Source organism: Nostoc sp. DedQUE12b (assembly GCF_034530835.1).
GTDB lineage: Bacteria > Cyanobacteriota > Cyanobacteriia > Cyanobacteriales > Nostocaceae > Nostoc.
The window spans coordinates 1-13048 of sequence record NZ_JAVRCI010000133.1 but is presented as its reverse complement, the minus strand read 5'-3'; the positions used below and the strand labels follow the sequence as shown (position 1 = coordinate 13048).

The 13048-nt window shown below is 41.9% G+C and carries 11 protein-coding genes; 8 read left to right on the top strand and 3 right to left on the bottom strand.

All coding sequences use genetic code 11. The features are described 5' to 3' along the window. The coding region (locus RMY16_RS32105; protein ID WP_322739765.1) for an ABC transporter transmembrane domain-containing protein at positions 1 to 1355 on the bottom strand (1355 nt) is incomplete at its 3' end. A 212-nt stretch (positions 1356 to 1567) separates the two neighbouring features. On the opposite strand from RMY16_RS32105, the gene RMY16_RS32100 reads away from it, so the two are divergent. The 3 genes from RMY16_RS32100 (at position 1568) to RMY16_RS32090 (ending at position 5222) form a co-directional block, all read left to right on the top strand. Then, entirely contained in the window at positions 1568 to 2416 is an 849-nt protein-coding gene (locus tag RMY16_RS32100; protein ID WP_322739764.1) for a prohibitin family protein, read from the top strand. Positions 2417 to 2804: 388 nt separating this feature from the next. After that, a complete protein-coding gene (locus RMY16_RS32095; RefSeq protein WP_322660471.1) occupies positions 2805 to 3221 on the top strand; it encodes a DUF1824 family protein in 417 nt (138 codons plus the stop codon). Between the two features lie 72 nt (positions 3222 to 3293). Continuing rightward, positions 3294 to 5222, top strand: coding sequence for an ABC-F family ATP-binding cassette domain-containing protein (locus RMY16_RS32090; protein WP_322739762.1), 1929 nt, complete (start codon positions 3294 to 3296; stop codon positions 5220 to 5222). A 676-nt stretch (positions 5223 to 5898) separates the two neighbouring features. Here RMY16_RS32090 and RMY16_RS33250 read toward each other — a convergent pair. Then, on the bottom strand, positions 5899 to 6144 hold the full coding sequence (locus RMY16_RS33250) for a hypothetical protein (protein WP_416211726.1): 246 nt from the start codon (positions 6142 to 6144) through the stop codon (positions 5899 to 5901). A 47-nt stretch (positions 6145 to 6191) separates the two neighbouring features. Here RMY16_RS33250 and RMY16_RS32080 point away from each other — a divergent pair, with 47 nt between their 5' ends. The 4 genes from RMY16_RS32080 (at position 6192) to RMY16_RS32065 (ending at position 10456) form a co-directional block, all read left to right on the top strand. Beyond that, complete coding sequence (locus RMY16_RS32080; RefSeq protein ID WP_322739761.1) at positions 6192 to 6902, top strand: alpha/beta hydrolase-fold protein; 711 nt, start codon at positions 6192 to 6194, stop codon at positions 6900 to 6902. 26 nt (positions 6903 to 6928) lie between these two features. Next, positions 6929 to 8992, top strand: a complete 2064-nt coding sequence (locus RMY16_RS32075; RefSeq protein WP_322739760.1) for a hypothetical protein — start codon at positions 6929 to 6931, stop codon at positions 8990 to 8992. Positions 8993 to 9004: 12 nt separating this feature from the next. Next, positions 9005 to 9244, top strand: coding sequence for a hypothetical protein (locus tag RMY16_RS32070; RefSeq protein ID WP_322660462.1), 240 nt, complete (start codon positions 9005 to 9007; stop codon positions 9242 to 9244). Positions 9245 to 9637: 393 nt separating this feature from the next. Next, on the top strand, positions 9638 to 10456 hold the full coding sequence (locus RMY16_RS32065; protein ID WP_322739759.1) for an SDR family oxidoreductase: 819 nt from the start codon (positions 9638 to 9640) through the stop codon (positions 10454 to 10456). A gap of 40 nt (positions 10457 to 10496) precedes the next feature. Here RMY16_RS32065 and RMY16_RS32060 read toward each other — a convergent pair whose 3' ends face one another. Continuing rightward, a complete protein-coding gene (locus tag RMY16_RS32060; RefSeq protein WP_322739758.1) occupies positions 10497 to 10721 on the bottom strand; it encodes a hypothetical protein in 225 nt (74 codons plus the stop codon). Positions 10722 to 10889: 168 nt separating this feature from the next. Here RMY16_RS32060 and RMY16_RS32055 point away from each other — a divergent pair. Next, positions 10890 to 13048: NB-ARC domain-containing protein (locus RMY16_RS32055; protein WP_322739757.1), on the top strand; the 2159-nt coding region annotated here is incomplete at its 3' end.

Sequence of the window (13048 nt, the reverse complement as noted above, 5' to 3'; positions counted from 1 at the left end):
GTGCCATGAAATAGAAACACATCTTGACTCACCAAACCAATGCAGCGGCGTAAATCTTTTAAATTCAAACTCTGCAAGTCAATACCATCGAGAGTGATGCTTCCAGCTTGCACTTCATACAACCGCAACAAGAGTTTGACTAAAGTGCTTTTACCAGAACCGGTGGAACCGACAATTGCAATAGTTTTTCCCGCCGGAATCTCCAAAGACAGATTTTTAATCACTGGAAATCTATCTTTATAGGCAAAATAAACATTGTTAAATTGCACTTCACCGCGCACTTCATTCACAGGTAACTCCACATCACCTGTATGAATAGCGATAGGAGTATCCAATAAATTCATGACTCGATTAGTAGAAGCCATTGCCCTTTGATATTGGTCAAAAGTTTCGCCTAATCTAGTTAAAGGCCATAGCAATCGCTGGATTAAAAACACTAATACGCTATAAGTACCTACAGACATTGCTCCAGAAACCGCTGCCATCCCGCCATACAAAAGTAATGCCGTGAACCCCACCAAAATCAGCATCCGAATTAACGGCACAAAAGCAGCAGAAAGAGCAATTGCTTTAGAGTTACTCCGGCGATAAGCTTCACTATCTAATTCCAGACGATAAGCTTCATAAGCTTCAGCAGTGAAACTTTTAATAGTAGTAATTCCGCTGATATTGTTTGACAACCGCGAATTTAGAAAACCTACCTTTTCGCGGACATCAGCGTAGCGAGGTGCGAGTAATCGTTGATAGGCAAAAGAACCCCAAAGAATAAATGGCATCGGTGACAAAGCCATCCACGCTACACTAGGAGCCAGAATAAAGAAAGCAGCGCCAATAATTAGGACAGTTGCAGAAACTTGGATGATATCATTTGCTCCTCCATCCAAAAACCGCTCTAATTGGTTAATATCATCACTGAGGATAGACATTAAACCGCCAGTGCTGCGTTCTTCAAAATAAGCCAATTCCAACTCTTGCAAATGTTTGTATGCATCCAAACGCAAGTCATGCTGAATATTCTGAGCCAAATTCCGCCAAAGTCGAGCGTAGGCGTACTCAAAAACAGATTCTAGTATCCAAATGACCACAGTCAGGAAGGAAATAATCAAAAATTGTTGAAAGACATCACGTACCCCTAACTGTGCAATTATGGAATCCTGTTGCTTGACTACCACATCCACCGCCACGCCAATTAAGCCGGGTGGTGCTAAGTCGAAAAATTTATTGAGGGTAGAATAAGTAGTCGCCAGCCAAATTTGTTTACGATACTGGTGTCCATACTCAAGCAAACGCTGGAGAGGATGCGCTGAATGTTTACGCTTTCTTGATGCCCGATGAGATTTTAATGCAGTAGCCACGGCTTTTTGCGATTTCGTGTCACTGATATTACCACGGAACAAAGGCTTGAGTCTTAAGTCCTGAGTCTGAAGATTGATTCAGACAGACTAATGAGAAACTAGTAACTGAGTTTATTTGAGGAGTAGGAGCAGGCGAGCAGGGGTGCAGGGGGTGAATAACTAATAACAAATGACAAATGACAAATAACTAACTAAATATTGGAGAAAGGAATTTGAAAAATCAGCAATTTGGTAATTGGCAAACCACAGTTTTCGGAATTGTGTTGGCAATACTAGTGATTATTGGGCTAAATTCCTTTATTATTATTAACCCAGGACAAGCAGGAGTAATCAGCATCTTGGGTAAAGCGAGAGACGGCGCTTTATTGGAAGGTATTCACCTGAAACCGCCTTTTATCACTGTGATAGATGTGTATGATTTGACGGTGCAAAAGTTTGAAGTACCAGCAGAGAGTTCCACTAAAGATTTGCAAAATTTATCTGCGAGATTTGCAATTAACTTTCGCCTCGATCCGATAAAGGTAGTTGAAGTTAGAAGAAAACAAGGAACATTAGAGAATATTGTCTCAAAAATCATTGCGCCCCAAACACAAGAAGCATTTAAAATTGCCGCAGCTAGAAGAACAGTAGAAGAAGCGATTACTAAACGAAGTGAGTTAAAAGAAGACTTCGATAATGCGTTAGGCGATCGCTTAGACAAATATGGAATAATTGTCTTAGATACTAGCGTAGTTGATTTAGCATTCTCACCAGAATTTGCCAGAGCAGTCGAAGAAAAACAAATTGCCGAACAACGAGCGCAAAGAGCCGTTTATGTAGCACGGGAAGCCGAACAAGAAGCGCAAGCAGATGTGAATCGCGCCAAAGGTAGGGCAGAAGCTCAAAGACTCTTAGCAGAGACACTCAAAGCCCAAGGAGGGCAGTTGGTTTTGCAAAAAGAAGCTATTGAAGCTTGGAAGACTGGTGGCGCTCAGATGCCCAAAGTCATGGTTATGGGTAGTGACTCAAAAAATGGCGTACCCTTTATATTCAACCTTGGGAATGTCCAAAATCAACCGTAAAAGGGAAGTGGGCATGAGATAACAAGGTCTAAAATTATGGAATTTGCTCTGACCTCAGACAAATTTTACAATAGACATTTTGCAAAAGTTACTTTTGCAAGATGTTGGGGAAAGGTTAAAGGTTACTGGGTTTGGGAAAATTCCATACCTTTACCCCTTACCCTTTTCCCCACAATGCCAAGAAGTCTAATACATTGGACTATTCCCAATTCAAAATCTAAAATCCAAAATGGTATAAGTTGGGCTGGTACAGGTTGGTGGAAACCTTTCATTTCATTACAGCCAGAAAGCTCAAAGTTAAAGCATGAGTGACTTTTAACTTCCGCCTTGCAGTACTAGTCCCAACTCAAATACCACAGAAAAACCAACCAGATAATAGTCGAAGTTTATGTCAACCTCCAATTCTCAGAATCTCACTGCCGAAGAAGCAAAAAAGTTACTGAACAAATTTAACTGTCTAGACATTGCTCCTATCCTTAACTCATCAGAAAAAGTTGTAGTTCGTAATGCCTTAATTTTGCTCACCAAGCTTACTGATTACCAAATATTAGGAATTTGTGCTGATACGGCAGAAGAAGGAATATTGGCAATGAAAACCTATTCTCTGGCTTTGGGTTATGAACCACCAAATAATTTACTGACACCTGAAGGGCCAGTTTATATCAAATTAAATGGTAAAAATGGCTTGTGTTATCTTGATTCCTATGATGGACATCATCGTGGTGTATTAGTATCTTGCCAGTCTTATGACGAAGATGGAATCAACGAAATGTATGGACACCTTCCCTTGGACTTATTTGTATAGAAGTTTGCGAATGTAGGTAAGGTATTTGCCTTACCTACTCACTAATGAAAAATAATTAATGACTTCAATCTTATGAGTATTATTACACTACAATCAGTAAAAAAAGACTTTGGCATCAAGGAAATTTTAAAAGATGCCAGCTTTAGCCTTGATGCTACTGATAAAGTTGGATTAATTGGTACTAATGGTTCTGGTAAATCAACCTTATTAAAAATGATCGCCGGATTAGAATCGATAGATAGCGGTCAAATTTTAATTAACTCCGGTTCTAAAATCATCTACTTACCCCAGCAGCCAGATTTAGATGAAAATCACACAGTTTTAGAGCAAGTTTTCGCTGACAGTGGCGAACACATGGCTTTAGTACGCGAGTATGAAGAACTTTCTGATAAATTGGTTCACTATCCAGATGATAGTCAACTGATGTCTCGCCTTTCTGGGGTGATGCAACGAATGGATACGAGTGGTGCTTGGGAATTAGAAACAAATGCCAAAATCATTCTGACAAAATTAGGAATTTCTGACTTTGATGCCAAGATCAGTACTTTATCTGGAGGTTATCGCAAGCGCATTGCTCTAGCATCAGCTTTGCTATCAGAACCAGATGCTTTGCTCATGGATGAGCCGACAAACCATCTTGATGCTCTTTCTGTGGAATGGTTACAAAGTTATTTAAATCGCTATCGCGGCACATTGTTTCTGATTACCCACGATCGCTATTTTCTAGATCGCGTTACCAACCGGATTATTGAAATCGACCGAGGCGACATTTACACCTATACAGGCAACTATTCATATTACCTCGAAAAGAAAGCTTTAGCTGAAGAATCTGCCGTCAGCAGTCAACGTAAACACCAAGGCTTGTTGCGGCGCGAGTTGGAATGGCTCAAAAAAGGGCCAAAAGCCAGAAGTACTAAGCAAAAAGCGAGAATTGACCGCGCTCACGCTCTGCGGGATACTGAATTTAAACAAGTTCAGGGTAAAGTTGATATTTCGACAGTTGGTCGTCGCATTGGAAAAAAGGTTATTGAGTTAGATAATATTTCTAAGGCATACAATGGACGCACCCTGATTAATAATTTCACCTACGAATTTAGTCCAGAAGACCGCATCGGTATTATTGGCGCTAACGGTGCAGGGAAATCTACTTTAATGGATATCATTACTGGACGAGTTAAGCCAGATTCCGGCATTGCAGAAATTGGTACTACAGTTCACATCGGTTATTTTGACCAGCATTCTGAAGAATTGCTTACAGCATTGAATGAAAGTCAGCGCGTGATTGACTACATCAAAGAAGAAGGAGAATTTGTCAAAATTACCGATGGTACTCAAATTACCGCTTCCCAAATGTTAGAACGGTTTTTGTTTCCTGGTAATCAGCAGTATGCTCCAATTAGTAAACTTTCGGGTGGTGAAAAACGCCGTTTATTTCTGTTGCGAGTTTTGATGGGTGCGCCCAATGTCTTAATATTAGATGAACCGACAAATGATTTAGATGTTCAGACCTTGGCAGTATTAGAGGATTATTTAGAAGACTTTGCCGGGTGTGTAATTGTAGTTTCTCACGATCGCTACTTTCTCGATCGCACCATCGACACAGTATTTTCCTTTGAGTCAGGCGGTAATCTGCGGCAATATCCAGGTAATTACTCGATTTATCTGGACTATAAGAAGGCTGAAGAGGCACAGCAACAAGCTGCTAACGCTAAGGAGAAGCCGAAAAATGCTGAAGTCCAAAATGGTGCGGCTTTACCCAAGGATGGAGAGAATACCAAGCGGCGGAGATTATCCAATTGGGAGAAAAAAGAATTTGAGCAGTTGGAAGGTAAAATTGCCGAGTTAGAGGCCCAGAAGGCAGAAACCGAGAAAACACTAGGGAATGTGTCACCGGGTAATTATAGCGAAGTGCAGAAATTGTATGATCGTGTAGAAAAGCTCAAGCACGCGATCAATGTAGCGACTGAACGCTGGTTAGAATTAGCAGAGATAGAGTCTTAATGTTTTAACATGATGTGAATTCAACGAACCTCTCCCTGCCTTGAACTAAAGTTCAAGTCTGTCCCTCTCCGAGTCGGAGACGGACGGTTTTGCGTAGTAAAACCAGGGAAAGGTCTTTTTATTCAGCTAATTTAGACAGACACGATCTGTCGAACTCACGTTAATATTAATTTCTGCGATCTAATTGCTCAATCTGCCAACTAAAATGTGAGCTAATTCAGTTAATTCTTCAGGAACCCGATGTAATTTGAGGTCTTCCATTGTTTTGGGAAATGGAATTATGAGAAAGCCTCTAATCTAGAGTGTAGTTAGAGGCGAGTAACTTTTTTATCTGCTTGTCTCAAAAGTACTTCTATCAATAAATCTTTGCCTCTAACTATGGAGTATTTGAAGGCATATATAAATAATCGTCCAAGTTAATTTTATATGTGATTACTGATACAAAAGAAAAAGACTACGATATTCATTACTCTAGGTGTACAAAGCTTAATTTAACGCTGAAACTTCTGATAGATTATAAAAAGTTTTTTTTGGGTTACAACCTTAAGTATCTCAGGATTAACTAATAGAATCACAATGATTGACTGTAATGGAAAATATCAACGCTACAAATACGCTTGGGTAGACATTTTTTGGCTTAATGCCATTGTTTGATTATAATGTTTTGCTCAATGCATTAGCAGCGATCGCAACTGCTTATTACAGCATTGTAATACCAGCTAAAATCACGGGTGTTAAAGTATCGAAAAATCTTTAACATCTGTATCCAATCAGCTTTGGTGGCAGAGAAATAATTTCCCCTTCTGAGGAAAAACAATGAAACAGAAGCCAATAAATCAGCAGATAGTTGCTGATTGACGCGATCGCCGTAAAACACGACGGCAAATCCTCCGGTTCGGGCTAACAGGGATGATTTTACCACTCGTTGCCTCTCAACTATCCAATTGCCAAAAGCGGAAGTTATTAGTTATGGAAAGCTCAAAACAAGTTGATTCTAGAGCTACTGAAGGACGGTTGTTGTCCCGCCCAACTCGCCCCACAACAACCGCTTTGACCGGGTTACACCCATTAGGGTTGGATGGGCAGCGAGATGGTTTTGTCTATGTACCTGAAACATATCAAGCAGATCGGCCCGCTCCCCTGGTGTTGATATTGCATGGATCTGGAGGCGATGCCGAGGGTGCGCTCAAAATCCTTTATCATCTGGCAATTCGCTTTGGAACAATTCTGTTGGCAGTAGATTCACGCCAAAAAACTTGGGACATTATTCGGGGTAGCTATGGCCCTGATATTGCCTTTATCGATCGCGCACTAGCACAAACTTTCAATCATTACGCGATCGCTCCGAACCAAGTAGCGATCGCTGGTTTCTCGGATGGCGCTTCCTATGCCCTTTCGGTTGGTATTACTAATGGCGACCTGTTTAACCACATTATTGCTTTTTCACCCGGATTTATGGCTCCTGCTAGCCAAGCGGGGAAACCGCGTGTATTCATCTCTCATGGAAAGTCGGATGCGGTGTTGCCGATTGAACGGTGTAGTCGCCGGATTGTCCAGCAGTTAAAACAAGCAGGCTATGACCTAGAATACCGTGAATTCAACGGGTCACATACAATTCCTGCTGCGATCGCCGAAAGAGCTATGGAGTGGTTTACCAACTCAGCACTCAGCCTCGGATAAAGTGTTTCATTCGTGACATCAAAACTATGAAAACTGACCCAGGTATCGCTATAGATTCTAATCCTCCGAAAGTGGAGCCTCAAAAAAATAGATGGGGAACTATTGGGATACTGTTATTTTTAGTGATTTTTGTTAGCTTCTTCGCCTCCAGACTAGAATTTGTTTTAGGTAAAACTCCTAGTTTAGATAAGACTTTTACACCTGTAACCCAGGCTGCACCTCAAGAAATTGGTTCTTATGATGTTTTGGGATACGCGATTAATAAGGAAGAGGCAACACGTTTACTAGCTACAGAAGAGGGACGCAAACAACTATCCCCTGAAAATGGGGCGTTTGCTGTTACTGACGAAACTTTAAAGCTGGGGCGAGATGCTTTTTACTCGGAAACTTTTGGGAATGAAATTTTCCAAACTGATGTAGTTGGGGCGCTGAACGGCCCGATTAATATGATAACCGTGGGTCAGGCGATCGCTAAACTTGGCGGTAAGCACACAACGAATCTCCGAATTCCGATAAATGAAGATGTAACAGTTGGCGGATGCACTTTTAAAGCTGGCACATTGTTAAATACAGGATTAGACGTACCTGCGAATTCTCTTGTACCACTGGGTATGCGTGCCAGCCTGACTAAAGGGAAGTTGAGATTTGGTATTACCTGTGCTTTATGTCACGCCACACTTGACAGCAAGACTGGACGGATCTTAGAAGGCGCACCAAACAATGACGTTAATACGGGTTTAGTTTTGGCATTTGCCACTAATTCCGCAGCCATGTTTCGCCAAACAGATGTTAATCCTACTGAAATTCCGGCGGGAGAACATACTTATATTAACGCTGAGGGTAAAGAATCCCGCTTACCAGATGCCAAAACTTTAGAAGATGCTGTTGATGCAAAACTCCTAACTTGGCCGCCTGGAAATTTTGATTCCACTGGCACTTTAGTAAACAATCCCTCACAAATTCCCTCATCTTATACTTTTGATGCCTGGCCTTACGGTTGGAGTGGTCATTCGGCAGTTGGTTGGTTTCACGGTTTGACTACCTTAAATAGCAACGTTCACGCCACAAATTCAGACGGGACAAATGGCGCTGATGCCAGTCAAGCCACATTAGGAATTGATAAGGAAACCTATTTAGGCGTGATTCTGCAAAATGCCGCAAATCCAGCTTTTAGATTACCTGAAGAAGCAAAACCATCAGAATTTTTCGACAAAATCGATCCCACTCCTGGGGAACCTGCAATTAATCAAGTGATTCGGATGCCTGGATATCCCAAAGGTTCGCCGTTTATGTTAGATGGTTTAATGGCATCTTCCCCTGGCTTCCCCGTTGGCGAACAGCTCAATGCCATGTCTGCTTGGCAAAATACTCTCGCACCACCACCGATTCAAGTTAGTGATGTTGCATCTCTAGAAAAAGGGGCGGCTGTATTTAATCGTGCTGGCTGCATAGACTGTCATAGTGGACGCTACTTTACTAATCATGATGTCATCGCTCAAAACGAGATTGGAACTCAACCATCACGCGCCCCGACATTAGCGCCATTCGCTAAGAACTTCATCACACCCCAGACTTACCCTAACAGTGTCTCTGTTCCCTTGCCGTCTAATCCTCCAGTGTTAGAAGTTTCTACAGATATTACGCCACAAAAAGCACAACAGTTAGCTTTTGGAATGAACAATTCAGTCGGTGGTTATAAAGTAACAAGCTTGATTGGGTTGTATCTAACTGCGCCTTATTTACATGATGGGGGCGTAGCTGCTAGTGCTTCAGCATTAAAGCAAGCTGAACAGAACGGACAATTTGTGGTGGCAAATCCTGAGCAACTTGGTATGGCTGGTACATTAATGCAAAATATTCTACCCGATCCAGAAGCAAGTTTACGGGTGTTAGTTGACCGTAATCTTCGTGAGACAATGATTGCAGTTAACCAAGCTAATCCAGATTTGCAAAAGTCGAATGTAGACGGCAGAGGACACGCTTATTGGGTAGATGCAAAAGCTGGCTTTACTACTCAAGAACAGACAGATTTAATTCAATTCCTCCTCAGTTTGGATGATCAACCAGAAATTTTACCCAGTTCACGTTAACTAAGAATAGACATGGAAAGAGAAATTAAAGATTCAGATGGAATTACATGGACTTGTATTCAAGCATTTTCAGGTCTTTCTGATACCTCGAAAGCTGAAGATGCGGCTGAAGTCGAAGGAGAACCAGATACTTACTGGGTTGTCTGTACTCCTAGTGGCGGCGCACAGTCTGTACGGCTGAAGCTACAGGGTAAATGGGAAGAAGAATATTCTGATGAGGCGTTACTTAAGGAAATTAAAACGCAGCAATAATTGGCATTAGACCTCTAGCATAAATCAAACAATTTGAACCTTACTCCGTCCAAGCGTAGCTTTGTCTTTCCTTTGCGTTCGGTGTATACACAAATCTGAAATAGCTGATAAATCAAGGTTTTACCCCACCCTAACCCTCCCCTTGCAAAGGGGAGGGAACTAGATTTATTTCTTGTTTCCCCCCTTTCCAAGGGGGGATTAAGGGGGGTAATTCAACTTGCCTGTACACCGTAGCCTTTCTAAAGGGGGTAATTCAACTTGTCTATACACCGTAGCCGCTTGCGGGGAGGGATGTTAGGAACTTCCTTTTTAAGGAGGATTTAAAGTTTTAGCTACCTCAAGTACCATTTTGAAAACAAGCTCTAAGACGCACAAGAAAAAGTAATTGATATTATGACAAATACAGTAATTATTACAGGCGCATCGCAAGGAATTGGCAAAGCTACAGCATTATTATTTGCCCGTCACAACTATGATGTTGTGTTGGCAGCTCGTCAAATTGACCGTTTAGAAGCTACTGCTGCACAGATACGCGAACTTGGACGAGAAGCGATCGCTATTTCTTGCGATGTGAAAGATCCTTTACAAGTAAACGACCTGATCCAAAAGGCGATCGCTCATTTTGGTAACATAGATGTATTAATTAATAATGCAGGTATTTTTTGCTTAGGGCCCGTTGAAGATTTTAGCTTAGATGATTGGCATCAGATGATTGATACCAATTTGTGGGGCTATATCCATACTATTAATGCCATCCTGCCCCATTTCTTAGAACGTCGCAAAGGAACCATTGTTAATGTCAGTTCTATTGGTGGTATAGAACCGATTCCTTACCAAGTTCCTTACACAACCACTAAATACGCCGTAACTGGATTGACAAAATCGCTACACGCTGAGTTATCACCAAAAGGGATTCACGTTAGCGGAATTTATCCCAGTTTTATCAGTACTCAAGTGATGGAACGGGCAATCTTTCGCGGTAAAGACGAGGAAACTGCCGAGGCGCGTTCTGAGTTGGTAGATAAAGCAATTCAAATTCCTGTACTAGAAAAGCCTGAAGATGTAGCAAAATCAATTTGGGAAGCAGTAAAGCATCAGCGTTCTGATGTCATGGTAGGCACAACAAACCTTTGGAAAGCTATTTATCACTTGTCTCCTAGTTTGATGCAGTCAGTTTTTCGGCGTGTGTTTGGCATGGAAGAACGAACTTAGACAGTGCGTTACGGCGTTTTGCCTAACACACCCTACGATTTTATCTTTTACTTTTGAGCTTTGGAGAATCGTTTTTCTCCCTTTTATCCTGCAAGCTGCGAATTTTAACCAGCACTGAAATATATTGTTGAGTCATCCAAATCAACGTCTCAATGGATGAGTTACCCTGGTCAATCTGGCTTTTAGTTTGTAGACCTATCAAGAATAGTTGCATTGCCAGCAACAAAGCAATGGTTTTACTGAGAATATGATGCTTAATTTGCATTTGTTTGTACCCCAAAGAGTTGTTAAATACAGGTTCTCTTTGGGGTTGTACCCTTATGCAAGTACCCTAAACTTGCTGAAAATGCCTTAGAATCTGGATTACATGAGTTTGGGGTGGTAGTTTCAATCTGGGGTAGCCCCAAACTTCTTACTCAATTTTTTGGATGTAATGCCACGAATTACCTATGGGCCTCAAATTCAAAAGCGAGTCAAGCGTCTGCTGGAGGCGTTGCTTTGTTTCGTCGATGGGGAATTTGAGGACGGTAATTTTAAAATTGAGTCCGACTGGAAAGAAGCAGACAGCGTTAACCCCAAGCTGACTGTGCAGACTACGTTAGTTGCGTTGGAGTTGCTGACGCAAAAAGACAAATATCCTGGCAAGTTAACTAAAGCGCAAATTCGAGAAGCGCTGAATTTGCTGAAGGATTTTTTGAAGATTCTGGAAGATAACCGTCTCCAAACTCAAGGTTCTGATGACTGGCGCTTTACTTTAAAGCTATGGTCAAAGGATAGAGAGAAGAATCTGAAAGGGTTTGATGAAGCGTGGGAAAAGAATAGACCAAAGAAATCAAAATTAAATAACCCCTCTCCAAACCTCTCCCCCACAGGGAGAGAGGCTTTGAATTTTCCCCCTTCCCTACAAGGGAAGGGGGTTAGGGGGTTAGGTCACACAAGTATATTTCAAGCGCCACCTTTACCCACATACTTTGTAGAACGCCCAGAGTACAGCGATGATTTAAAGACTCGTCTTTTAAATGGTTCATCGTCTGATAGTCGCACTTTAGTAATTACTGCGATTCACGGTTTGGGTTCGGTGGGCAAATCTACTTTAGCTGCGGCTTTAGCCCATAATGCAGAAATACAATCTCGTTTTTGTGATGGCATTCTTTGGGCAACATTAGGTCAACAACCCAATGTGCTGGCTTTAATTAGTGGCTGGGTGCAAGCATTAGGAGACTATAGCTTTAAGCCTACAAGTGTAGAAGCAACTTCTATGCATTTGCGGACTCTGCTTTATGACAAAGCTGTGTTGCTGGTGGTGGATGATGCTTGGAATACTGAAAATGCACGAGCATTTAATTTTGGTGGGGCGCGTTGTCAAGTTTTAGTAACTACTCGTGAAGGTCACATTGCCGATGCCTTAGCAGCCAACACCTACAGTCTGGATATAATGAAACCACACCAGGCAATGGAATTGCTGACCAAGAAATTAAGACGCGAGATTACTGGCACAGAACGTCACTCAGCAGAAAATTTGGCCAAAGGCGTTGGTTATCTTCCCCTAGCATTGGAACTTGCAGCCGCCGAAGTTGCCTGTGGTACGACTTGGAATGAACTGTTGGCAGATATTCAGCAAGAAGTAGCCAGATTAACAAGTTTTGACCGACCGGAAGCCGAAGAAATTACTGATGAGGCTAGTTTAAAACGCCTGAGTTTAACCGCATCATTAAATTTGAGTATCAAGAGAATGCCACCAGAAAAGCAGCAGCATTTCTCTTGGTTAGGGGTATTGCCGGAGGATGTCAACATTAATAAGATGATGGCGGCAACGCTGTGGCAGATGGATAAGCGTGATGCTGCCAAGATGTTGCAATATTTACGGAATAAAGCATTGCTATTAACAGGAGTACCGCTTGCTGATGGTATGCCTACCTATCGCTTACATGACTTATTCCACGATTTAGCTTGTAATTTGTTAACTGCTCCCTCACAGCCAAAGCGCCCAGCAGATTTGGCTGGATTGGGTTTCAATCTTGCTGATGCTCACGCTGGTTTGTTGGAGAAATATCGGCAGAAAACCCAGAATGGTTTTTGGCATACTTTACTTGATGATGGTTACATTCATCAGCATTTAGTTTGGCATTTGGAAAAGGCTGGACAGTTAGAAGAGATTCACCAGTTATTGCGGGAAGAGTCTGCAACTGGAAGCAATGGCTGGTATGAAGCGCGGGAGAAACTGGGAGAAACTGCGGGTTACATCACAGATATTTCTCGTGCCTGGGAACTAGCTGAAGCGAATTGGACTGAATCAACACTAAGCTTGCAGTGTCGTTATGCTTTGATTAGTGCATCGATGAATAGTTTGGCAGCTAATCTACCAGCAAATCTGCTGGTAGCGTTGGTCAAAAACAAGATGTGGACTCCCGAACAAGGACTAGCTTATGCGCTGCAAAAACCAGAACCACAAGAGAAAGTCAATTCGTTGGTAGAACTAGTCAATTATTTAACACCAAATCTTCAAGAATTAGCACTGCAAAAAGCCCTTGCTGCTGCCAAAACAATTCAGAATGAGGATTCTCGTGCTAATGCCTTGAGTGCCTTAGCTGA

Bases quoted from the DNA above. Each gene is read 5' to 3' on its own strand.
- RMY16_RS32095 (WP_322660471.1), top strand. From the start codon at position 2,805: ATGTCAACCTCCAATTCTCAGAATCTCACTGCCGAAGAAGCAAAAAAG.
- RMY16_RS32090 (WP_322739762.1), top strand. From the start codon at position 3,294: ATGAGTATTATTACACTACAATCAGTAAAAAAAGACTTTGGCATCAAG.
- RMY16_RS32080 (WP_322739761.1), top strand. From the start codon at position 6,192: ATGGAAAGCTCAAAACAAGTTGATTCTAGAGCTACTGAAGGACGGTTG.
- RMY16_RS32075 (WP_322739760.1), top strand. From the start codon at position 6,929: ATGAAAACTGACCCAGGTATCGCTATAGATTCTAATCCTCCGAAAGTG.
- RMY16_RS32070 (WP_322660462.1), top strand. From the start codon at position 9,005: ATGGAAAGAGAAATTAAAGATTCAGATGGAATTACATGGACTTGTATT.
- RMY16_RS32065 (WP_322739759.1), top strand. From the start codon at position 9,638: ATGACAAATACAGTAATTATTACAGGCGCATCGCAAGGAATTGGCAAA.
- RMY16_RS32060 (WP_322739758.1), bottom strand. From the start codon at position 10,721: ATGCAAATTAAGCATCATATTCTCAGTAAAACCATTGCTTTGTTGCTG.